This window comes from Leptolyngbya boryana PCC 6306, from assembly GCF_000353285.1.
Classification (GTDB): Bacteria; Cyanobacteriota; Cyanobacteriia; order Leptolyngbyales; family Leptolyngbyaceae; genus Leptolyngbya; species Leptolyngbya boryana.
Genome location: NZ_KB731324.1, coordinates 3,465,560 through 3,487,733 on the forward strand (window position 1 = coordinate 3,465,560; position 22,174 = coordinate 3,487,733).

At 46.2% G+C, this 22,174-nt stretch carries 23 protein-coding genes; 8 read left to right on the top strand and 15 right to left on the bottom strand.

Features of this window, described 5'->3' with window-relative positions:
• Nucleotides 1-9 precede the first annotated feature (9 nt).
• Nucleotides 10-2,010 carry a GspE/PulE family protein gene (locus LEPBO_RS0117455; protein WP_017288852.1) on the bottom strand — a complete coding sequence of 667 codons (2,001 nt, stop codon included), beginning with the start codon at nucleotides 2,008-2,010 and terminating at the stop codon, nucleotides 10-12.
• Nucleotides 2,011-2,213: 203 nt separating this feature from the next.
• Between LEPBO_RS0117455 and grpE the strand changes: the two genes are divergently transcribed.
• The 6 genes from grpE to LEPBO_RS0117485 all read left to right on the top strand — a co-directional run bounded on the left by grpE (nucleotide 2,214) and on the right by LEPBO_RS0117485 (nucleotide 8,936).
• On the top strand, nucleotides 2,214-2,897 hold the full coding sequence (grpE, locus tag LEPBO_RS0117460; RefSeq protein ID WP_017288853.1) for a nucleotide exchange factor GrpE: 684 nt from the start codon (nucleotides 2,214-2,216) through the stop codon (nucleotides 2,895-2,897).
• A gap of 184 nt (nucleotides 2,898-3,081) precedes the next feature.
• Complete coding sequence (gene dnaK / locus LEPBO_RS0117465) at nucleotides 3,082-5,031, top strand: molecular chaperone DnaK (RefSeq protein ID WP_026148725.1); 1,950 nt, start codon at nucleotides 3,082-3,084, stop codon at nucleotides 5,029-5,031.
• 96 nt (nucleotides 5,032-5,127) lie between these two features.
• Nucleotides 5,128-6,264: a molecular chaperone DnaJ gene (dnaJ, locus tag LEPBO_RS0117470; protein WP_017288855.1), complete on the top strand. Its 1,137-nt coding sequence runs from the start codon at nucleotides 5,128-5,130 to the stop codon at nucleotides 6,262-6,264.
• Nucleotides 6,261-6,494 (top strand): sulfurtransferase TusA family protein, encoded by a 234-nt coding sequence (locus LEPBO_RS0117475; protein ID WP_017288856.1) that lies wholly within the window; start codon nucleotides 6,261-6,263, stop codon nucleotides 6,492-6,494. Before dnaJ ends, LEPBO_RS0117475 begins: the two co-directional genes overlap by 4 nt.
• Before the next feature lie 4 nt (nucleotides 6,495-6,498).
• Nucleotides 6,499-7,596 carry a small ribosomal subunit biogenesis GTPase RsgA gene (gene rsgA, locus LEPBO_RS0117480; protein ID WP_017288857.1) on the top strand — a complete coding sequence of 366 codons (1,098 nt, stop codon included), beginning with the start codon at nucleotides 6,499-6,501 and terminating at the stop codon, nucleotides 7,594-7,596.
• Between the two features lie 146 nt (nucleotides 7,597-7,742).
• A complete protein-coding gene (locus LEPBO_RS0117485) occupies nucleotides 7,743-8,936 on the top strand; it encodes an AAA family ATPase (RefSeq protein WP_017288858.1) in 1,194 nt (397 codons plus the stop codon).
• Here the strand turns inward: LEPBO_RS0117485 and LEPBO_RS0117490 are convergent.
• The 10 genes from LEPBO_RS0117490 to LEPBO_RS0117535 form a co-directional block, all read right to left on the bottom strand.
• Complete coding sequence (locus LEPBO_RS0117490; RefSeq protein WP_017288859.1) at nucleotides 8,923-10,152, bottom strand: DUF445 domain-containing protein; 1,230 nt, start codon at nucleotides 10,150-10,152, stop codon at nucleotides 8,923-8,925. The two genes, LEPBO_RS0117485 and LEPBO_RS0117490, sit on opposite strands and share 14 nt — an antisense overlap.
• Nucleotides 10,153-10,176: 24 nt before the next feature.
• Nucleotides 10,177-10,869, bottom strand: coding sequence for a bifunctional demethylmenaquinone methyltransferase/2-methoxy-6-polyprenyl-1,4-benzoquinol methylase UbiE (ubiE, locus tag LEPBO_RS0117495; RefSeq protein ID WP_017288860.1), 693 nt, complete (start codon nucleotides 10,867-10,869; stop codon nucleotides 10,177-10,179).
• Between the two features lie 93 nt (nucleotides 10,870-10,962).
• Complete coding sequence (locus tag LEPBO_RS0117500; protein WP_017288861.1) at nucleotides 10,963-11,880, bottom strand: response regulator; 918 nt, start codon at nucleotides 11,878-11,880, stop codon at nucleotides 10,963-10,965.
• Between the two features lie 107 nt (nucleotides 11,881-11,987).
• Nucleotides 11,988-12,557, bottom strand: a complete 570-nt coding sequence (locus tag LEPBO_RS0117505) for a CDP-alcohol phosphatidyltransferase family protein (RefSeq protein WP_017288862.1) — start codon at nucleotides 12,555-12,557, stop codon at nucleotides 11,988-11,990.
• 97 nt (nucleotides 12,558-12,654) lie between these two features.
• Nucleotides 12,655-13,080 carry a PIN domain-containing protein gene (locus LEPBO_RS0117510; protein WP_017288863.1) on the bottom strand — a complete coding sequence of 142 codons (426 nt, stop codon included), beginning with the start codon at nucleotides 13,078-13,080 and terminating at the stop codon, nucleotides 12,655-12,657.
• Nucleotides 13,080-13,307 carry a hypothetical protein gene (locus LEPBO_RS0117515; protein ID WP_017288864.1) on the bottom strand — a complete coding sequence of 76 codons (228 nt, stop codon included), beginning with the start codon at nucleotides 13,305-13,307 and terminating at the stop codon, nucleotides 13,080-13,082. The genes LEPBO_RS0117510 and LEPBO_RS0117515 overlap by 1 nt, the downstream gene beginning before the upstream one ends.
• A gap of 165 nt (nucleotides 13,308-13,472) precedes the next feature.
• On the bottom strand, nucleotides 13,473-14,000 hold the full coding sequence (locus tag LEPBO_RS0117520; RefSeq protein ID WP_017288865.1) for a hypothetical protein: 528 nt from the start codon (nucleotides 13,998-14,000) through the stop codon (nucleotides 13,473-13,475).
• A gap of 124 nt (nucleotides 14,001-14,124) precedes the next feature.
• The gene (locus LEPBO_RS0117525; RefSeq protein ID WP_017288866.1) at nucleotides 14,125-14,472 is read right to left on the bottom strand and encodes a ribulose bisphosphate carboxylase small subunit; all 348 of its coding nucleotides are present in this window, start codon (nucleotides 14,470-14,472) and stop codon (nucleotides 14,125-14,127) included.
• A gap of 15 nt (nucleotides 14,473-14,487) precedes the next feature.
• Entirely contained in the window at nucleotides 14,488-14,868 is a 381-nt protein-coding gene (gene rcbX, locus LEPBO_RS0117530) for a RuBisCO chaperone RbcX (RefSeq protein WP_017288867.1), read from the bottom strand.
• Between the two features lie 86 nt (nucleotides 14,869-14,954).
• Nucleotides 14,955-16,385 (bottom strand): form I ribulose bisphosphate carboxylase large subunit, encoded by a 1,431-nt coding sequence (locus tag LEPBO_RS0117535; protein ID WP_017288868.1) that lies wholly within the window; start codon nucleotides 16,383-16,385, stop codon nucleotides 14,955-14,957.
• A gap of 634 nt (nucleotides 16,386-17,019) precedes the next feature.
• Here LEPBO_RS0117535 and aqpZ point away from each other — a divergent pair.
• Nucleotides 17,020-17,799 (top strand): aquaporin Z, encoded by a 780-nt coding sequence (gene aqpZ / locus LEPBO_RS0117545; RefSeq protein ID WP_017288870.1) that lies wholly within the window; start codon nucleotides 17,020-17,022, stop codon nucleotides 17,797-17,799.
• 35 nt (nucleotides 17,800-17,834) lie between these two features.
• On the opposite strand, the gene LEPBO_RS0117550 is transcribed toward aqpZ, so the two are convergent.
• The 4 genes from LEPBO_RS0117550 to LEPBO_RS0117565 form a co-directional block, all read right to left on the bottom strand.
• Nucleotides 17,835-18,236, bottom strand: a complete 402-nt coding sequence (locus tag LEPBO_RS0117550; RefSeq protein ID WP_017288871.1) for an ExbD/TolR family protein — start codon at nucleotides 18,234-18,236, stop codon at nucleotides 17,835-17,837.
• A 105-nt stretch (nucleotides 18,237-18,341) separates the two neighbouring features.
• A complete protein-coding gene (locus LEPBO_RS0117555; protein WP_017288872.1) occupies nucleotides 18,342-18,959 on the bottom strand; it encodes a MotA/TolQ/ExbB proton channel family protein in 618 nt (205 codons plus the stop codon).
• 99 nt (nucleotides 18,960-19,058) lie between these two features.
• Nucleotides 19,059-20,006, bottom strand: a complete 948-nt coding sequence (locus tag LEPBO_RS0117560) for an alpha-E domain-containing protein (RefSeq protein ID WP_017288873.1) — start codon at nucleotides 20,004-20,006, stop codon at nucleotides 19,059-19,061.
• Nucleotides 20,007-20,021: 15 nt separating this feature from the next.
• Nucleotides 20,022-21,452 (bottom strand): circularly permuted type 2 ATP-grasp protein, encoded by a 1,431-nt coding sequence (locus LEPBO_RS0117565; protein WP_017288874.1) that lies wholly within the window; start codon nucleotides 21,450-21,452, stop codon nucleotides 20,022-20,024.
• A 141-nt stretch (nucleotides 21,453-21,593) separates the two neighbouring features.
• On the opposite strand from LEPBO_RS0117565, the gene LEPBO_RS0117570 reads away from it, so the two are divergent.
• Nucleotides 21,594-22,154, top strand: coding sequence for a zinc ribbon domain-containing protein (locus tag LEPBO_RS0117570; protein ID WP_017288875.1), 561 nt, complete (start codon nucleotides 21,594-21,596; stop codon nucleotides 22,152-22,154).
• Nucleotides 22,155-22,174 lie beyond the last annotated feature (20 nt).

A 22,174-nucleotide genomic window follows, 5' to 3' on the forward strand; every position in this document is an offset into this window, starting at 1 on the left:
GGTCAAGGATTAATCTTGGAAGCGCGGAGTCGTGCAATAGTGGCAGTCGAGCCAATCCTGCTGCATTTCTGCTCCACAAGTCCGGCAGGTGAGCGAAGTCTTACGCTTTGCCTTGAGTTCGGCTTCGAGTCCAGTGTCAGTGAAGGTGACCCGCTCAATTTCTTCAAGCGTGCAAAGTCCTTTGCGAACAAGATCCAAGCTGTAAGCGAGTAGGGTTTGCATTCCTTCTTCCACAGCTACTTCTTTAATTCGTTCAGTCGGAGCGCCCTCTGTAATTAAGGTCTGAAGCGCTTCTGTTACTCGCATCACTTCATAAACCCCGAGTCGTCCTTTATAACCAACCCCGCTACATTTCTGACAAAGTTGATTTTTCGAGCGAGCTTCCTGAATTTCCTGGGGACTTAAAGTGTTGGCTTTATATAACGTCAGTTGGGCATCACCCGCACTGGTTAATCCGAAGCGAGCAAGTTCTTCGGGGGAAGGTTGGTAAGGGATTCGGCATTCGTCACAGACTTTCCGAACCAAACGCTGAGCAACAACACCCAGCAATGCGCCGGACACCATGAAGGGTTCAACTCCCATTTCATCGAGTCGAGCGATCGCACCTGCGGCATCATTGGTGTGGAGAGTGGTCAAAACCAAGTGACCCGTCAGAGCAGCTTCGATCGCGGTTTTTGCTGTTTCTTTGTCGCGGGTCTCACCGACCAGAATGACGTCCGGATCTTGTCGTAGGAACGCTCTCAAAATTGCAGCGAAGTCCATCCCTTTTTCCCGGATGACCTGAACTTGGGTAATTCCAGGGAGAGAATACTCGATCGGGTCTTCAGCCGTACTAATGTTGACTCCAGGTTCGTTACGTTCAGCCAAAGCTGAGTACAGTGTTGTGGTTTTTCCGGACCCCGTGGGGCCAGTTACTAACATGAGACCGAAAGGACGTTTCACCATTTCTTGAACGATTCTCAAAGAAGTTTCGTCCGTAATCAACTTATCGAGTCCAAGCTGTGTCGCCGAATTATCTAGAATCCGAAGGACAACTTTTTCGCCATAGCGACTGGGGAGTGTGTTGACTCGGAAGTCTACTTTGCGACCGTCATAAATCCGGCGAATCCGGCCATCCTGCGGCGCTCGACGTTCTGCGATATCGAGTTGAGAAATAATTTTGAAGCGTGCTACAACTGCGGGGATAATCTTCTTCGGAAAAGGTTCAAACGCTTCTCGTAAGACTCCATCTTTACGAAATCGGATGCGGAGAGATTCTTCTTGCGGTTCGATGTGAATATCAGAGACTGCCATTTGCAGTGCTTTAATCAGAATTTTATTCACCAGCGCAATGATCGGAGCGGCATCAGCCTCAGCACCAGCATCGAGATCCATTTCTGCGCTGTCATCTTCTGATAGCTCGGCAAGGGATTCTAACCCTTCGAGATCTGAGCGCACATCTACTCTAGATTGGGCTTCAAGCTGCTTCTCCTGCTCAAGCCGAGCATCCATGTAGGTAGAAATCAGCCGCTGATAATCATCGATCGTAATGACTAATCGCTGCAATCCAATGCCTTTTGGACGTAAGATGCGATTTAATTCATCCTGCGCTGCTAGATTGTCGGGATCCACCATTGCCACAAGCACAAAAGGTGGATCGGTCTCGCTTTGAGAAAGGGGAATGAGATTATAACGACGGCAAAGCTCAATTGGAATCAACGTGTCGATTAACTGCCCGACTTGAGCGGAAGAAACCTGATTGAGTTCAGGATCAAGAGATTCAACGCCGTAAAGAATCTTCAACTCAAACAGTTGCTGCCGTTTATATTGGCGAATCAAATCCGGTGACAGCTGCTGCCCGGTCAGCGCTTCTAGCACAGCAGTCAGCGGTCTACCTGACTTTCGACATTCAATCAGAGCCTGCTGCATTTGCTCGTTATTGACGTAGCCAGATTGAATCAATTTATTGCCAAACGGCGAAAAATTGTTTTGAACAACAAGGGCGCGCCGCTGAGAAGAAGAGTTTGTCATAACGGATGAACGAAGATCACCTTATTGAGCATTCCCAAAATGTTTTTTGAAGAACGCTTGGATTGAATGAGATCGAGCTTCAAACCGAAGGCAGTGCGATATGATGCTTAACGGTTGTAAGCAGTGCGGCATCTGAGGACTCATTCGCTAGGATGGAAGAAGTTTGCTTAAGCCAGCGTTCTATACAGGGGAATTAGCGCACGATGATCGACGAACAAAATCAACAAGTAGACGAAACTCAAGTTTCAGCCAGTGAATCTTCTGAACCAACTTCTACTCCGTCTGAGCCAGCGAGTGAAGCCGTGGAAACGGAAGTTGCTGCAACAGCTTCTGAATCTGAAGATGAAACGGATTATGAAGCGGCATTTATGGAATTGCGATCGAATTATGCTGCGAAAGAGCGAGAAATTGAAGGTCTGAAAAAGCAAGCAGATGAACTCAACAATCAGTACATGCGGATTGCCGCCGATTTTGAGAATTTCCGTCGTCGCACTCAGCGGGAAAAAGAAGAGTTAGAAACTCAAATTAAATGCAGCACCGTGAAAGAGTTGCTTCCGGTTGTAGACAACTTTGAGCGAGCACGATCGCAGATTAAGCCGCAAACTGATGGTGAAGCGAACATCCATAAGAGCTATCAGGGTGTCTATAAGGATATGGTCGATCGCTTGAAGAAAGTCGGTGTTGCACCAATGCGAGCAGAAGGGAAAGAATTTGATCCGAATCTGCACGAAGCAGTCATGCGCGAACCGACCAGTGAACATCCAGAAGGAACCGTGATTGAAGAACTGATGCGGGGATACATGCTCGAGGATAAAGTTCTGCGTCATGCCATGGTCAAAGTTGCAGCACCTCCTGAAGATGGCGATAGTGCCGAGACTGAAGGCTAAGTCTGTTCGTGAAAGTACCGAGGATAGAGCGACTGGATCAGGTTGCCTGTCAGCGCAGCGTTAAAAAATTTCTGCAATAGGGAATCATTCGGAAAGTTAGTTCAAAGATATCCGTATGGTACGGAGAACTAACTTAGAACTTTATGTTCTGCGTTCACCTCGCGTACTTTCGGCAGCGCTAGTTATGGGAAAAGTCATCGGCATCGACTTAGGAACAACCAACAGTTGTGTGGCTGTGTTGGAGGGCGGTCAGCCCTTAGTCATTACCAATTCTGAGGGCGGGCGAACCACGCCAAGTATGGTCGGATTTGGCAAGGCGGGTGATCGCCTAGTCGGTCAATTGGCAAAGCGACAAGCTGTCACTAATGCGGAAAACACTGTATTTAGTATCAAACGGTTTATTGGTCGGCGATGGGATGATACACAGGTCGAACGCTCACGGGTTCCCTACAACTGCGTCAATGGGAAAGATGCGACCGTAGATGTGAGGATTCGCGATCGTAATTACACAGCTCAAGAAATTAGTGCCATGATCCTGCAAAAACTGAAGCAGGATGCAGAAAATTATCTGGGCGAAGAAGTCACCCAAGCGGTGATTACGGTTCCTGCATATTTTAGTGATGCTCAGCGTCAAGCGACGAAAGACGCTGGCACGATCGCAGGATTAGAAGTTCTCAGAATTATTAACGAGCCAACTGCGGCTGCACTTGCGTATGGGTTAGAGAAACAAGATCAAGACCAATGCGTTTTGGTCTTTGACCTGGGTGGTGGAACGTTTGACGTGTCGATTTTGCAGTTAGGCGATGGCGTTTTTGAAGTCAAAGCGACCTCTGGCAATAACCATTTGGGTGGAGACGATTTTGATGCTTGTATCGTAGATTGGTTGAGCCAAACGTTCCTACAACAAGAAGGAATTAATCTTGCAGAAGACAAGATGGCGCTTCAACGCCTGAGAGAAGCTGCCGAGAAGGCAAAAATCGAACTTTCTGGAACCCTCAGCACATCGATTAATTTGCCGTTTATTACTGCCGATGAATCGGGACCGAAGCATTTAGAGACAGAACTGACTCGCGCTAAGTTTGAAGAGCTGGCAAACGAGTTGATTCAAGCGACGCTCAATCCGATGGAGCAAGCGTTGAAAGATGCGAATCTGACGACAGAAGATATCGATCGCATTATCCTCGTCGGCGGTTCGACTCGAATTCCAGCCGTTCAAGATGCACTCAAGAAATTTTTCAACGGCAAGACTCCTGACCGTTCCGTCAATCCAGATGAAGCAGTGGCACTCGGCGCAGCGATTCAGGCGGGCGTATTGGGTGGAGAAGTCAAAGATTTGCTGTTGTTAGATGTCACGCCGCTTTCGTTGGGGATCGAGACATTGGGGGAAGTCTTTACGCGGATTATCGATCGCAATACTACGATTCCCAGCAGCAAAACTCAGGTGTTCTCAACTGCAACGGATGGACAAACCTGCGTTGAAATTCATGTGTTGCAAGGTGAACGGGCAATGGCTCGGGATAATAAGAGCCTAGGTAAATTTCAACTCACGGGCATTCCACCTGCACCGAGAGGTGTGCCTCAAATCGAGGTTGCCTTTGAAATTGATGCAAACGGCATTCTCAAAGTATCAGCGCTTGACAAAGGGACAGGACGCGCTCAGAGCGTTGAAATTTCCAATACGGGTGGATTGAGCGAGGGTGAGATTGAACGGATGCGTCAAGAGTCAGAACTCTTCGCAGAAGAAGATAGTCGGCGAATGCAGTTGGTTGAATTGAAAAACCAGGCAGATAGCCTCTATCACAGTTATGAAATGACTCTCAAAGAGAATGGTGAAGTCATCAGCGACACTTTGAAATCGCAAGCGAATGAGAAAATTGTTCAACTTAGGAGCGCGATCGCCGATCCAAAGGTTAGTATCGATGAGGTGAAATCGTATCTTGATGGGTTGCAGCAACTGCTGTATACCATTGGTTCAGCAGTTTATGAACATGCTCAACCTGTCGCAAGCTCTCCTTTTGAAACTGATACCAGTTCTCGGATGAGTTTTGAAGATGACACCGTTTCTGCTGATATGAGTGGGTTCACCTTTGAGGCAGATGCAACCGTGACTGCGGATTATGAAACAGTCGATTAGTTCGGCGTTAGGGTAGTAAGATAGGGAGTCTAGACCGTTACCTTAACGCCTTGTATATCCCTTTATTAGCCCTCTTACCCCCTGAATCTCTACCCTATGGCTCGTGATTACTACGAAATTCTTGGCGTTTCCCGTGATGCAGACAAGGAAGAAGTCAAGCAAGCCTTTCGTCGTCTCGCCCGTAAATATCATCCGGATGTGAATAAAGAGCCTGGAGCAGAGGAGCGATTTAAAGAGATCAATCGCGCCTATGAGGTGATTTCTGATCCGGAGGCACGGGCAAGATACGATCGCTTCGGTGAGGCTGGTGTTTCTGGTGCTGGTGCTGCTGGTGGCTATCAAGATTTCGGCGACATGGGTGGTTTCGCGGATATCTTTGAAAGTTTCTTTAGCGGATTTTCAGGTGGTGCTCCAGGCGGCGGACAGACTCGACGAAGAGGCGGCCCGGTTCGAGGGGATGACCTCCGACTCGACCTGAAATTAGACTTCCGAGAAGCGGTTTTCGGAGGCGAGAAAGAAATTCGGATTAGCCATTTGGAGACCTGCACAAACTGTAATGGCAGTGGTGCAAAACCAGGGACTCGTCCCAGAACTTGTACAACTTGTTCTGGAGCGGGTCAAGTTCGTCGGGCGACTCGTACCCCCTTCGGGAGTTTCACTCAAGTTTCAGTTTGTCCGACCTGTAATGGAACAGGGCAGATGATTGAAGAGAAGTGCGAAGTGTGTAGCGGAAACGGACAGCGCCAAGAAACGAAGAAACTGAAAATTACCATTCCGGCAGGGGTGGATAATGGCACCCGATTGAGAGTTTCAGGTGAAGGCGATGCGGGTCAGCGCAGTGGACCTGCGGGTGACTTGTATGTTTATTTGTTCATCAACGACGATCCTGATTTCCAGCGCGATGGCATTAATGTCTTGTCTGAAGTCAAAATCAGCTACTTGCAGGCAATTTTAGGATCTCGCATTGAGGTGAAGACCGTTGATGGTGAGGAAGAATTGACCATTCCAGCAGGCACACAGCCAGGAACAGTTCTGACCTTGGAAAATAAGGGAGTTCCTAAACTTGGAAATCCAGTCAGCCGAGGCGATCATTTGATCACGGTGTCAGTGGATATTCCAACGCGGATTACTCCTGAGGAGCGCGAATTGCTGGAGAAACTTGCAAAGATTCGCGGCGATCGTGTGGGAAAGGGCGGTGTTGAAGGTTTTATTGGGAAGATTTTTGGCGGATGAGTCAAGCAGAAGAAGCACTACAAATGGATTTACGCGGGACACCTTGCCCGATCAATTTTGTGCGGACGAAGTTGAAGTTAGAACAAATGGCAGAGGGAGCTTTGCTCGAAGTTTGGCTTGATCCGGGTGAGCCGATCGAGCAAGTTCCTGATAGCCTGACGATGGAAGGCTATACGGTTGAGAGCATCGAAGATCGATCGAGCTTTTTTGCGGTCAAAATTCGTCGCTGATCTTATGAGTTCTGATGACAAGGTTTTGGAAGAGGATCAGCCTGATCAGGAGCCATTAACAGGTACAGTTCTAGCAGTTCAAGCTAATTTTTATTGGGTACGGCTTCATCAAAAGAGCCTGCCTAAATCTCTGCTGCTCTGTACTCGACGCACTCGGTTAAAGAAAATCGGGCAACGCGTTATGGTGGGAGATCGGGTTTTAATTGAGGAACCAGATTGGAATGGCGATCGCGGCGCAATTTCTCAAGTCTTGCAAAGACAATCAGAATTAGACCGTCCGCCGATTGCCAATGTGGATCAGATTTTGCTCGTCTTTGCATTAGCATCTCCCACGATCGAGCCATATCAATTGAGCCGATTTTTGGTGAAGGCTGAATCGACAGGATTAGCCGTTAGCTTGGCGTTAAGTAAAAGCGATTTAGTTTCGCAGGATGAGCAGCAAGGATGGAAAGAACGTCTAGCTGAATGGGGCTATCAACCAATATTTATTAGCGTTCGTCAAAAATCTGGTTTAGATGAATTAAAGCAGTATTTAAACAACAAAATTACAGTCGCATCGGGTCCATCGGGTGTTGGAAAGTCGAGCTTAATTAATCAGATTATTCCAAGCGTTGATTTACGAGTTAATGCTGTTTCTGGCAAGTTAGAGAAAGGTCGGCATACTACGCGCCATGTCGAACTCTTTGAGTTACCAACGGGCGGATTATTAGCAGATACACCAGGATTTAATCAGCCTGATTTGTTTTGTTTGCCCCAGGAATTAGCACAATATTTTCCAGAGATACGGCAGAAATTAGCAGGAAAAAGCTGTCAGTTTAGTGATTGTTTACATCGAGATGAACCTGGATGTGCTGTGCGCGGGGATTGGGAGCGATATGAGCACTATTTAGATTTTTTGGAAGATGCGATCGCGTATGAAATTCAGGTTCATCAGCAAACTGATCCTGATGAAGCTTTAAAGCTTAAATCGAAAGGAAAAGGAACGCAGTTTGAGCCGCGTTTAGAAGCGAAGAAGTACCGTCGTGAATCGCGCAAAAATCAACAACAATCGCTGAGAAAATTAGACATTGAGAAATTAATGAAAAGTGAGGAAGACGAATAGTTGAGTTCGTTCAAGATTGAAATCCAGACTGATGATACGAAGTCTCCCTCGATAAACTGCATCATCTCGTTTCCTAGCTGACTGATTTTAAGTGATCGAGATTAAATTCTTGGGCACTCTGGCAAGGCAATGCTTGAGAGAAAAAAATGCAGTGGATTGACTTTCAGAAAACAATGCATCAGAGGTCGATTTTTTCAGAGCTAGATGAGACCCAGAAGCAGGCAAGGAATTTCAATCTTCGAGGGCATTCTTTAATCCGAGGTGTAGCTGGTTCTGGTAAATCTTTGGTGCTGCAACAAAGAGTGAAGAAATTGGTAGAAGAGAAGTTCGATCGTATTCTTGTTCTTTCCTACAATCGCTACATGCAAGGATGGATTGAATCAAACTTAACTTATCCTGTTGAATGTAGTACATTCCATCGTTGGGCGTTTCAAAATTTTCAATATCGCTATGTATCTGATCGAGCAAGAGAATCGAGACAAAAGTTGATTGAATTGGCACATCAATCGGATTTGAATTATCAAGCAATTCTAGTTGATGAAGCGCAAGATTTTTATGATGAATGGTTTCAAGCATTATTGAAAGTTCTCGATCGTCAAACGAATTCTCTATTCTTTGTTTATGACAATACTCAATCTATATATGGGCAGGAACATCGTCGGAGAAGCGGCTGGAGTTGGGCAAAACTAGGAATTGATGTTGTAGGACGATCGCAAATCTTTGATCTCAATTACCGCAATTCGCCCGAAATTCTAGAACTGGCTTGGAAGTTTATTCAACCTGCCTTGGCGAAAGCAGAGATTAAAATCGAAAAACGCGAAAATAGTCCGTCGATCGATAAACTGATTGAACCGAAAAAGAAAGCATCTCGGAGTTCTGGAATTTCTCCTCTTTTAGTTCAGATTGAATCAGAAAAAATTGCGATCGAGATTGCAAATCAAGTCAAGACTGCTCTAGAAAGTTGTGCAAAATCCTCGATCGGAATTCTATTTCATTCAGGTGATGAAAAGGCAAGAGCCATAAAAACTCAACTCAGCAAGGAGTTATTTCGCTTAGGCGTGAGTCATCATGCACCGATGACCTCGTCAGAACGAGATAAGAATTTTACGGCTCGATCTTCGGTTTTGATTGATTCTTGGAATGCAGCCAAAGGCATTGAATTTGATGCTGTGATTATCGTACTAGCTGAGATTTCCGAGGAATTTGAAGAACAAGCAGGGCTTTATACTGCAATGACTCGTGCGAAAGATCATCTCGTGTTTGTCTATGAGAATAGAAGCGGAATTGTTGATATTTTAGAAGATATTTTGACCTCACCTGATCAGCTTAGCGAATCATAAGAGAAACAGATTGAAGCGCTCCGATGATTAGCCCTAGAATTCCACCTAGATTGACGATCGCTTGTAATTCGCTGCGCACAATTCCATTAATTGCAGCTTCTAAATCAGCAGGAGAAGTCGCTTTTACTCGATCCGTGATCACTTGATCGATATTGAGGATTGGAATTGCTTGAGCGACAATTTTCTCCAAATCTTTCTCCAAATAACGCTCTAAAATGAGCGCTAATTCTTCGCTAACTAGATCTAGAGAAGAAAGAACTGCTTCTGAGTTTTGTAAGCGATTCAGAACAACAGATGCGACATTTTCCCAATCGACAGATTGGCTCAATCCTTGCAAGACATCTGAGCCACGATCTTGAAGATAGTGACGAACACTATCCCGCATGGTTTTGCGAAGTTGTCTCACTGTTGCAACAGGAAGATTTTGTAACGATAGATTCTGTAGCCATTCTTTAAATCGCTGCTTGACTCCTAACGAGAAAGTCAACTCTGCTAGAACGGCATTGCTATTTTCTTTCTCATCTAAACAAAACGTTCTCAGACGAGTTAGAGTATTCCGTACTCCAAATAAATTAGCAACAACCCAGTAAGTTCCGCTTGTTTTTTCTCGGAAACCTTCGTCGATGACTTGAATATTACGATCGGTCAAAAAATCGATTAATGTCTGCCGCAAGACATCAGGTGGAATGACAATTTCGATTAACCATTCTGACAGCTTCTCTGCTTGTTCTTCACTCAGCTGAAACTCTAAAATGACTTGATCAAAAATGTGATTTAACTGATCCTCAAGAAATTCTTCTTGTCTGGCTACAACCTTCAGCAATCGAGGCAAAGACTGCCCAAATAGATCTCTCAGAATACTTCCTAAGATTTTTGCAGTTTTTTGTTCTTTGCTTTCTTGAAGTTGTTCGATCGATAGTTTTAACAACCAAAGAATTGCAGCCTGCACACGTTCTGTTTGCAACAGTCGTCGCGCCAAATTTTGTAATTCTTCGGGCGTTAATAGCGATCCCATAATCGTGTCAGAGATTCGCTTCGCCAGTCGTTCTTGATTTCTTGGAATCAAACCCGGCGTAAACGGAATTCGCCGTCGCCCGATATAAACTGCTCGATAAGGGCGAAACAGCATCTTAATTGCGATGTCATTGGTGAAATAGCCAATCACACCGCCAACTACAGGAGGTCCAACAAATAGCCAGAGCGTCGAGAGATCCACAGGGCTTCAGGAGAGGCGATCGCCTCATTTCGTAATAACCAATACTCCCATCGTACCGCCCGCGATCGGGTAATGGGTGGCAGTTGTAAAACCTGCTTGCTCGGCAAGGCGAACTTGCTCGCGACCCGTTGGAAATTTATCAAGACTGGGCGCGATATAGGCGTATTCTTCGGTAAAGCCCATGCGTTGAGCCGCCGGAACTACGACTTCATCGAGATACCACTGTTGAAAAGTTCTGACGAACGCACTGTCAGGACGGTGCATATCGAGAATTGCGGCCTTTGAGCCAGGTTTGAGAACACGATGGATTTCTTTCAAACTGCTTAAGATGTCAACCACGTTGCGTAAGCCATAGCCCATCGTGATGCAGTCAAATTGATTGTCTGAAAGTGGAAGATTTAAGACATCGGATTGAATCCAGTGAATCGGAGGCTTGATGCAGCGGCGTTCACTGCGATCGCGTGCGACCTCTAACTGAGCCGCTGAGAAATCAACTCCGTAAACTTGTCCGGTTCTGCCTGCCTTTTCTGATAGCATTTGAGCCAGATCGCCACTTCCGCAGCACAAATCCAGACAGGTATCTCCGGGTTTTGCACCGCTCCACTTGACTGTCATTTGTTTCCAGATGCGGTGCATTCCGAAACTTAGTCCGTGATTCAGCTCATCGTAGACGGGAGCAATACGATCGAATAAAGCTTGAATATGATCAGAATTCATTAAGATAAGCGCTTCTCTAAAATGGGTCTCTCTAAAATTTTAAGTTTCGAGAGGTGTAGTTGCGACAGGGATTTTAGAGAAACGCTGATTTGGCTATACTGCGACTGCAATATAAGCGGAGCGGCTACAAGTGATGGCTAATGCCACTTGTTGAGCTGAGAGGTGCAGCAGCAGCAGTTCGTCTTCTCTCAGGCTTTGCGGGTGTTTCCATTGCAGGCAGAGAACGGCTAATACTTCGCCTCGGAGTGTGACTGGGACGACGAGATGTGCGCCGAAACTGGGATCTTCTGTTTCGGTTGCGACTTGCATACTTTGAGATGCGATCGCTTCTTTCACTAATGAAGATGCTGCTATATCGGAGGTACCACTTGCACCATAGGTTGCACTATTCGTAAATGCACCATTTTCAATTAATTGAATGGTACAGAGATCGGCAAGGAAGTTTTGACCAAAGGCGGTAGCGATTGGCTCTAATGTACTTTCAACGCTGGTTGCGCTTTGGGCGACTCCAACAATCGAGGATAAGAGCGCCGTTTGCGATTGCGATCGACGCAGTTCTTCTGTGCGCTGTTTCAATAATTCATAAGTTTCGGCTGCTCGTTGGACAACGGCTTTTAACTCGTTGGGATCCCAAGGTTTGGTGATGTATTTATAAACTTGTCCAGAGTTAATGGCTTCGACTAAATCTTCGACATCGGTGAAGCCTGTAAGGATAATCCGCATGGTGTCGGGGAAGTTCGGCACTGTGCGGCTGAGGAACTCGGTTCCTTTCATTTCGGGCATCCGTTGGTCAGAAATGATCACAGCGACTTCGCCTTCTTCGGAGAGCAATTTCAGCGCGTGGATGCCGCTTTCTGCTTTCAGGACGTTAAAATCGCGACGGAATGTCCGGTAGAGCAGATCGAGGTTGTCGGGTTCATCATCGACGACGAGCATTTTCGCTTTTTTGGGTCGATCGAGATTCATCAGTTGGCGGCTAATCGGTTCTAGTTCTGGAATTGCATATTCCATCGATCGTCACTCCTTCGCAGCTTGGGAACAGTGAGTTTGAGTACTTCTAGTCTTGCCACTTTGAGCGAATTTGTAACAAATACCTTTGGTTTAGATGAGATCTCTAATCATTCATGTCGCAATTTGAGCGCATGAACAATGCTCAAAACGTCACATGTCCAAGCAGGCAGGATGAATGTCATGGCAATTTCTTCCAAACTATTGATCCAACAGAGGACGATCGCGCCCCAAAGTGTCGGAGCATAACCGAATCCGAACAGTGCGATCGCTGCCACGAGTAAAGCTAATCCCCAAGCCTTTGCGGTGTAAGTATGAAAACTGGGAAGCTTCCTAAACTTAATCAAGCTAATTGAAAATAGAAGAAATTGCGCCGCAACAGCAATTAATAAGGGGATTTTAAAATCAAGAATAACCGTTGGATAAACGAGCCAGGTACTCAAAGCAAGACAGAGAAATAAACAGATGTCTGCCCAACTATCTGCTTGACGAAGTTGAGGGGTGCTCACTTTTAATTTACGAGCAATAATGCCATCGAAAATATCAGAAACGATCGCGAGAATATAACCGCAAAGAAACCAATTTGTAACTGCTCCATCGAGAGCATCTAATAGGAGAAAGGGCGCGATCGCAAATCGAAATCCTACTAAAATTGCGGGGAGATAAGTAAGTTTGATCATTTTCTTAGTATGAAAACTTACTCGTTAGATACGAATTGATTTTCAAAAATCCGGAAGTTCAAATTGCTAACTATTTAAAAGTGATTGTTCTTCAATCTCAGTTTTGAGCATCTTCTACCTGATTTCTCAAGACATTAGGAGATAACACTTGGATTGCTGAATCTGTAAAGCCTGAAACATCACGAGTGACGATCGCATCTAAACTCAGGGCGATCGCACAAGCAATCTGGACGGCATCCTCGAAGTCACTCTGATTTGAAAGGATTGCTTGCTCTAAAACATTACGATCGACGGTACAAATTTCCATGATGGCAAGAATATCAGTTACAGCATTTCTCGCCATTTCAGCGCTTTTTGTCTGCCGTTTCACCACATAGTAGACATCTGTTAGAGTAGTCGCTGAGACAAATCCTTTAATTTGATCTGCTCCAACTGCCCTGATCAAAAACGCTGCATCTGCTGTAAATGGCTCTCGGCATAAAATCGCGTCCAACAAAATATTGGTATCAAAAAGGACTCGCATTACAGGTATTTCTGGGCCAAACGTTCATCTAACATTGCTGCCACTTCCTCATCTGAAGGAGGTGGGGCATCTGTTTGTGCCATTCCGATTAATCGCTCAGCTATCTCCTGACGTTTGGTAACTGGTCTAGGAGTAGGTTGAAGCGATCGCATAAGAACATTTGCTAACTGCAATCGTTCTTCAGGAGACAGTTTCAAAGCTTGGTCTTGAATTTCATCTAGTTGCATAAGCGATGCTCGTCAAGAGATTGCCATCTTTATTATCGCCAATTTGTTCAGCTAGGCTTCAGAACGATGAGCTGTATCCATTTAGCGATCGACAAATTGTTTATCGAAGAATACGCACCTTCGATTGGAGCATCAAGAGAGGAAAAGTATAGAATTCAGAAACTTCTAGTCAAATGAGTAGCCAGCGAAGAAAATTTCAGTTGGTTCTCCTTCCTGATAGAGAACGATATAGCGCCCGGTTCCGCGATCGATGCTATCCCAAAACATTTCAAAAGGCTGCCAATTATCGATGGCTTCTTCACCTAGTAAAAGAGACTCAATCAATTCTCGCGTTGGCTGAGTTGTTTGCAATATTTCTCGAATTTCGTGCTCAGAAAGCGGGCAAACCGCAAAGTCTTCTGGTTGATTCGATACGTGAGTCATATCGAGAATTGATTGGGTTCCATCTGGCATCGATTGATCAAGAAGGGCTTCTATTGCTTCATGCACACTGCCATACTGCTCAATCAATTCATTTGCAGGGCGATTTGATTGATTGAGAGTTACACCAATCTGCATATTAGTTGACATTTGATTGAACCAGTAATCAAACCCGTAACGTCCCATCCTGAATTCTTGCTCTCTCAAGTTTTGAAGTGCTTCATTAATATCACGTTGGTAGGGAGTGAAGTAATGCCAAGGATTTCCGCCCATATCGTTGTTGAGTAAATCATCTCTCTCAACCCATTTTTCCCTTTTTTATTGTATGCAACAAAAAAGGAGATGGGTAATCCATCTCCTTAAAAATGATCGCGAAACTAAGTCTGCGAATCAAAAATTAGTAGCGGTAGCCGCTTCCACCAGAACCTGGTTTGTGAACGATGAAGCTCATCACTTGGCACTGTTTGATGTTGTCGAATGCTACGACGCGGATGTAGCAGTTCGAGTACTCAGAACGGCACTGTTGAACTTCGTTCAGAACTTCTTGAGGAGAAGTTGCGTTGAACAAAGGCAACTTCCACATTGTCCAGTAGTACTGCTCAGGAGCAGACGACTCGCTGAACTCGATACAAGGGAAGAAGCCGTTCTCGATCGTGTATTGGATTTGACGAGCGATTTGAGCATCGGTCAAAGGAGGCAAGTAGGAGAACGTTTCAAAACGCTGCTCTTTAGGGAGAGTTTTCATGAAATCCTCAATAAATTAACTAGGTTCAGGATCAGAATCTTCAGTTGTGGTCGTCAAATCGAGTTGCGTCATTCGTTCTAGCTGCTTGCGGCGTTGCTCCATGTTCGCTTGCTGCATTGACGATCGCAGCATTTCGGGCAGCACATCGGCAATCTCTTCAGCAAGATGCTCTCGCACCGTCAGAATTCGGAAAGCCAAATCCTGACGTTCGCGAAACAAAGCCTCCATAAATGCTTCACCGTCTGTAATGCTTTCTCTGGAAGAAAACTTGTGCAGCCAGTAAGCCTTCTTTGGATCAGTTTCGTCTAGCTGAGCATAAACAACCCGGACAGCCTGATACGTCAAATAGCTTGTCAGCGTTTTTGTCGTATCTTTCGCAATTCGCTTCAGATCCATAAGTTGAGTTTTGAATAATAGATTTTAGATCTTGGGTTTTGGCTTATTGTGCAGCCTAAAACCCAAAATCCGCAATCTAAAATTCATCAGACGGTATCAACAGCTTCGAACTCGAACTTGATTTCTTTCCAGAGTTCGCAAGCAGCTGCCAAGTCAGGCGACCAGCGGCAAGCTTCACGGATGATGTCTCCACCTTCACGCATCAAGTCGCGACCTTCGTTACGAGCTTGGACGCAAGCTTCGAGCGCAACACGGTTAGCCGTTGCACCAGGTGCGTTACCCCATGGGTGACCCAAGGTTCCACCACCGAACTGCAATACAGAGTCGTCGCCGAAGATTTCAACCAACGCAGGCATGTGCCATACGTGGATACCACCAGAAGCAACTGCCATGACACCAGGCATGGAAGCCCAGTCTTGGGTGAAGTAAACACCACGGGAAGGATCGCGCTCAATGTAGTTCTCACGCAGCAAGTCGATGAAACCAAGGGTGATCGCCTTGTCACCTTCGAGCTTACCAACGACGGTTCCGGTGTGAATGTGGTCACCACCAGACATTCTCAAGCACTTCGCCAAGACGCGGAAGTGGATCCCGTGGTTCTTCTGACGGTCGATAACTGCGTGCATTGCGCGGTGAATGTGCAACAGAACGCCGTTATCACGACACCAATGAGCCAAGGAGGTGTTTGCTGTGAAACCACCGGTCAAGAAGTCATGCATGATGATCGGCATTTCGAGTTCTTTCGCGAACTCTGCACGCTTCAGCATTTCTTCGCAGGTTGCAGCGGTTACGTTCAGGTAGTGACCTTTGATTTCGCCGGTTTCAGCTTGTGCCTTGTGGATTGCATCTGCAACGAACAAGAAGCGATCGCGCCAACGTTGGAACGGCTGCGAGTTGATGTTTTCGTCGTCTTTGGTGAAGTCCAAACCGCCGCGCAGACATTCGTAAACTGCACGACCGTAGTTCTTAGCGGACAGACCCAGTTTCGGTTTGATCGTACAACCGAGCATCGGACGACCGTATTTGTTGATTTTGTCGCGTTCAACTTGAATCCCGTGAGGAGGACCTTGGAAGGTCTTCAAGTATGCAACCGGAATGCGAAGGTCTTCGAGGCGCAGCGCTTTCAACGCTTTGAACCCGAATACGTTACCGACCAAAGAGGTCAGCAAGTTGGTAACAGATCCTTCTTCAAACAGGTCGAGAGGATATGCAATGTAAGCAATGAATTGGCTATCTTCGCCACGGACAGGCTCGATATCGTAGCAGCGTCCTTTGTAGCGATCGAGGTCGGTCAGCAAGTCCGTCCAAACGGTCGTCCATGTTCCCGTTGAGGATTCAGCAGCAACAGCAGCAGCAGCTTCTTCGGGCGGAACGCCAGGTTGAGGAGTCACCCGGAACGCTGCCAAAATATCGGTGTCTTTAGGCGTGTAGTCTGGGGTGTAGTACGTTAAGCGGTAATCTTGTACCCCAGCCTTATACCCAGCTTTCGACTGGGTTTTGGTTTGAGCGTAGGACATATCTCCCTTCCTGTAATGAAAAACGATGGAAAACCTTATAAGCAGACATCACCAACAGTGACCAGAGAAATCCTCTGACCGAATTGGTTGGCATATTGCCCTAGTCACTGGGGATCAGTTTGCCACAACATGATCCCATGTTTGGAGTCAGTTTCTTTAATCTCGACTGATTCCGGTGCATAGGCGCAGACTTTCAGAATCATATCAGGATTTCAATAAGCCTTACTTTAGAGAATCTATGTTCGTTGATAAAAAAATGTTATCAGACATGTCCAATTATTACGTTTGCCATATTAAAGCTTAAGAAAATTGGAACTGCCTCATCTGCTTCAGAAAATGCGATCGCTGTCAAGAGGATGAGCATTCTGATTTGCCCGAAAATCGCCCAATTTATAATAAAAAATCTGAACTAAATCTTAACTAACTACAAAAATTAGAAGCGAATGATTCGTGAAACCATAGAATTATGCCTTACCAAAAAATAGATGCGTCTGAGCAGAGATGTCCGTAGTTTCATCTAGGTTCCAACAAAGCTCGATCATTTTATCCCGGCGGTAGTTTATGTCCTTGTACTATGAATATACTGCTGAGACAATTTTTTGGTTTTATAGAATACTAAAGCGAGGCTTAGTTTATGTCTCTTTTAAAACGATGTGCAGCAGAGTTTCTAGGCACATTATGGCTGGTCTTTGGGGGATGCGGAAGTGCAGTCTTGGCAGCAGCTTATACAGCAGATACAGCCAAGATTGGTGAGAATACGACGTTTCCGCTAGGAATTGGTTTGGTTGGCGTGTCGTTAGCATTCGGGTTGACGGTGCTGACGATGGCTTACGCGGTCGGTGGAATTTCAGGTGGACACTTTAATCCGGCGGTTTCGTTTGGATTATTTGCGGCGAAGCGGTTTCGCGGTGGACAAAACTTGCTGGCGTACATTGTGGCGCAGGTTTTAGGCGGAATTGTGGGGGCTGGAGTTCTGTATTTGATTGCGTCTGGAAAGCCTGGGTTTGCGCTAACGGGATCGAATCCTTTAGCGACGAATGGATTTGACGCACATTCGCCGGGAGGGTACGGATTAGTCGCTTGCTTTTTGGCAGAGGCGTTTTTGACATTCTTCTTTTTGCTGATCATTTTGGGCGTGACTGATCGACGAGTTGCAAGTGGATTTGCGCCTGTTGCGATCGGGTTTGCGTTAACTTTGATTCATTTGATCAGCATTCCAGTCACCAATACTTCAGTGAATCCAGCACGGAGTCTAGCTCCTGCGGTATTTGTCGGTGGAGAATTGTTGGCACAGGTTTGGTTATTCTGGGTGGCTCCGATACTCGGCGCAGTTTTAGCTGGATGGGTCTATTCATCCTTGTTTGAAGATGCGCATACTTCGGATGAGCCGGAGCGGATTGAGGAAATGGTTTAGCGAATTGGGAGCGGAGGTAAAAGCCTCCGCTTTTTTTAGGGCTGACGAGTTGCGATCGCGAGGCGAATGTTGGGAATCGATCTCAGCCGATCCATAACAGTAATGACTTGCCCGTGAGGGACTTTCTCGTCGGCATTGATCACAACAACGGCTTTAGGATTTCGGCTAAGAATTTCTCGCACTGCAGCAGGGAGAGTGCTGATATTCATTGGTTTTTTATCGAGAGCAAGCTCGCCGTTCGGAGTGATAGTAATCACGACTTGAGAAACTTTTTGAGATTCAGCGGTTACAGCCTTGGGAAGAGCGACGGGTAAGCCTTGCGATCGCGTGAGAAACAGCGTAGACATGATGAAGAACGTCAGGAGCGCAAAGATTACGTCGATCAGGGGTGCAAGGTAGATTTGGGGAGGTAGATCTGGGTCTTCGGGCAAGCGCATAATAGAAAATCCTGGATTTGATCGTGTGGGGTTCAGGCTCAACCTTTCCTACAGTTGATTAATTTCACTGAGCTACTGATCACGAGCGACCGATTAACTCACGACTTAGAAAGTGTGCCGACGACGATAGAGAAGTTCTAACTGTCCGCCGTACTCTTGAATCAGCGCAATCTGGCGCGCGTACAAACCTCGGAACAGATTGGCAAACAAGAGGGTGAAGATGGCGACAACCAGACCCGAAGCAGTAGAAATCAGAGCTTCACTGATCCCGCCTGTGACTCCCAGTGTATTCGTCCCCCCAACATCTCCAAGCCGTAGGGAAGCAAACGAGTTAATCAGTCCGGTGATAGTTCCTAGCAATCCCAGCAGGGGAGAAAGACCGACGATCGTGTCAAAGACCGTATTAAAGCGTTTGAGCAAAGGAATCTCTGCGAGTCCGGCGCTTTCGAGAGCGAGGCGAAATTCTTCAGGCGTAGCTTGCTCTAATTCTAGGGCGGCAAGGAAGATCCGAGCGATCGGTAAATCGGCGTTCTTTTCTAACATTTGGAACGCGGCAATTTGGTTGCGTTTGTAGACGCTGAGCACTTCTCGTGCCACTCTTTGATGACGTTGGGAGACTTTGCCCCAGAAAAGAATTCGCTCTAGAATCAGCGCGACTGCCAGGATTGAGAAAAGCAGAAGCGGATACATGACAAGTCCGCCAGCAATAAACCAGTTAGGCATGAGCAATGGGCAATCTTTGGACGATTCATTATTATCGATGACTTTGAGTACGATCGTGGGAATTTCGGAGCGTGTTTGAGGCGTAAGCGCTGATTCAATTTATACAGGTTGGACTGCAAAAAAGGTTTCAGAGAGTCTAATACCGACATCATTCATGCGCTGTTGCAAGCTGTCTAAGAATTCATGCAGTCCGGATTCCATCACATCTTCGATCGTTAAATAATCTAAATCCGATCGCAGTTTTCCGAGCGATCGCTCAACGGATGTATTCCAAGCGCCTTCAGGCGTTCCGGTGATTTGATGCAGCGATCGCTCAGTTTGGCGAATACAATATCGAATCGATCGCGGAAATTCTCGATCGAGCACTAAAAACTCAGCGACCGAAGTTGGGGTGATGCGATGCACGCCACGTTTGCGATACATCTCATACGCACTTGCAGACCGCAACAATGCCATCCACTGCAATTGATCTAACGTTGTGCCCACATCTCGAATCGAAGGAAGCAAAATAAAGTACTTCACATCGACAATTCGACTCGTTTTATCGGCTCGTTCCAGCCAGCGACCCATCAGTCCAAAATGCCAGCCTTCGCTATGGGTCATCGTGGCACTGGCAACTCCCGCAAACAGATGGCTTGCAAGTTTGACTTCACTAAAAAATGTAGGAAAATCAAGCCGATCCGCGACTGCTGCATCATTGACAAAGTGATAGAACGCATTGATCTGTTGCCACATCTCAGACGAAATAATTTCACGTACCGATCGCGCATTCTCACGGGCAGCATTCAAGCAGGAAATGATGGAGTTGGGATAAGTGCGATCGAAGGTCAAAAACCGAATTACATTATCCGCAGTGGCTTCTCCATACTTCTCTTGAAAGATAGCTAAATCTCCAGTCGTCCGGATCAATGGCTCCCATTGCTGAACAACCCCGATCGGTGAATCGAGAGATAAATTCAAATTCACATCAATGAAGCGCGCAATATTCTCAGCACGCTCAACATAGCGATTCATCCAGTAGATCGAATCTGCAACTCTACTTAGCATTGTTCTTTCCTCTAGCTAGCTAACCACCCAAGTATCTTTATATCCGCCGCCTTGCGACGAGTTGACGACTAATGAGCCGCGCTTCAACGCAACGCGAGTCAGGCCTCCTGGCGTGATGTAGATATCTTCGCCATACAAAATATAGGGACGTAAATCCACATGACAGCCTTCAAACTCATCGCCCATTAAGGCAGGCACACGCGATAAGCAGAGGGTCGGTTGAGCAATGTAATTGCGAGGAGCAGCTTTGATTTTTTCTGCAAATTCTGCTCGTTCTGCTTCAGTCGATTGTGACCCAATCAACATGCCATAGCCCCCCGACTCATTCGCCGCTTTGACCACGAGCTTATCTAAGTTGGCGAGCACATAGCTCAATTGTGAAGGCTCCCAGCAGAGGTAAGTTGGAACATTCGACAGAATCGCATCTTCGCCGAGATAGTAGCGGATCATTTCTGGAACATACGCATAAATCACTTTGTCGTCTGCAATTCCAGTTCCCAAAGCATTGGCTAAGCCTAATCGACCCGATCGATAAACATCCATCAGTCCTGGTACTCCCAGCAGTGAGTCTGGGCGGAATGCTAACGGATCAATGAACTCATCATCAATGCGTCGATAAATCACGTCGACTCGCTTCAATCCTTTCGTGGTTCTCATTTGCAAGTAACCGTCTGCAATCACAAGATCGCGACCTTCGACGAGTTCAACGCCCATCTGCTGAGCCAAGTAAGAATGCTCGAAGTAAGCAGAGTTATAAATGCCTGGGGTCAGTAGTACAACAGTGGGATTCTCAATGTAATCAGGAGCGAGATTCAGCAACGTTTCGAGTAAATAGCTTGGGTACTCTTCGACCGGCTGAATGTTCATGCGATTAAAGACGAGCGGCAGTGTGCTTTTCATAATCCGCCGACTTTCGAGGACATACGACACGCCAGAAGGACATCTGAGATTGTCTTCTAGGATGTACCATTCTCCAGTGCGATCGCGAACTAAATCCATCCCGCTAATATGTGACCAAATTCCTTTCGGGGGCTTCAATCCCATACAGGGCTTGAGAAAGCCTCGCGAAGAAAACACAATCTCGGATGGAATCACGCCATCTTGAATGATCTTTTGGTCGCCGTACACATCGGCTAAAAACTCATTCAGTGCGACGATTCGCTGCTTCAGTCCCTTTTCTAAAATCTGCCATTCTGCAGCCGCGATCGTCCGAGGCAGAATATCGAACGGAAAAATTTTCTCGGTGCCCTGCTCATCGCCATAGACGTTGAAAGTTACGCCCATTTTGAATAGTGCAATCTGAGCGGCTTGCTGACGATGTTGAATTTCTTCGATCGATAAAGAATTAATCCGGTCAATGAGCGGAGTCACTTCTGGACGAGGACGACCCGGCGCATCAAACAGTTCGTCGTAAAAATGTCCAGGATCATAGTTTGCTAACTTCACAACAAATCACCATAGTGCTCTCTGATTAATAGGATTGAGTGAACTGCTTAAGCTGTAAAGCTGAATACTAAATCCATCATCTTAGGAATCAAGAAATATAACGAAGTCAATCTATTCTCTGAATGAAATTGCAAGGTAGAGATGGAATTCTGCAAAGTTTGGCAATTCATGATGTACGCAGCAGATTTGGGAAACGGACAACGGTTAACGATCGAGAATGTTGGAACACAGACTGTGCTGACTTGGACAAGCCAGAGTTCTGGTCAGCAACAAAGCCAGCAAATGAGCCTCTCGCTTGGCGCTTGGTCAAGTATGCCGAAGTTGTTTAAATCACATTCCAGCTTTATTTTGCAGATCGAATCTCAACGCACGTCTTACATTCGATTGCAGGCAAACGGAATTAGTCTGTTGAGCGAAGTGCCGCTGATGCTTGGTTCTGAAGAGGTTTTGTTGCAGCGTGTCACGACTCCTAGTAGTCCCAAAATGCCAGAAATGAAGCCATTAGAACCCCTGCGGATGGGCAATATGACCATGCGAATGGAACCGATGGAGATGAGCATGGGCAATATGAATCTCCGATTCGAGACTGAGACATCTTCATCTGCCAATGCTTCAACGGCTCACTTCTGTTCGCAATGTGGAACGAAAGTGCAAGAGAACGATCGTTTTTGTGCGCACTGTGGAACAAGGCTAAAAAGTTAGCAACTAAATTCCCCGAATCC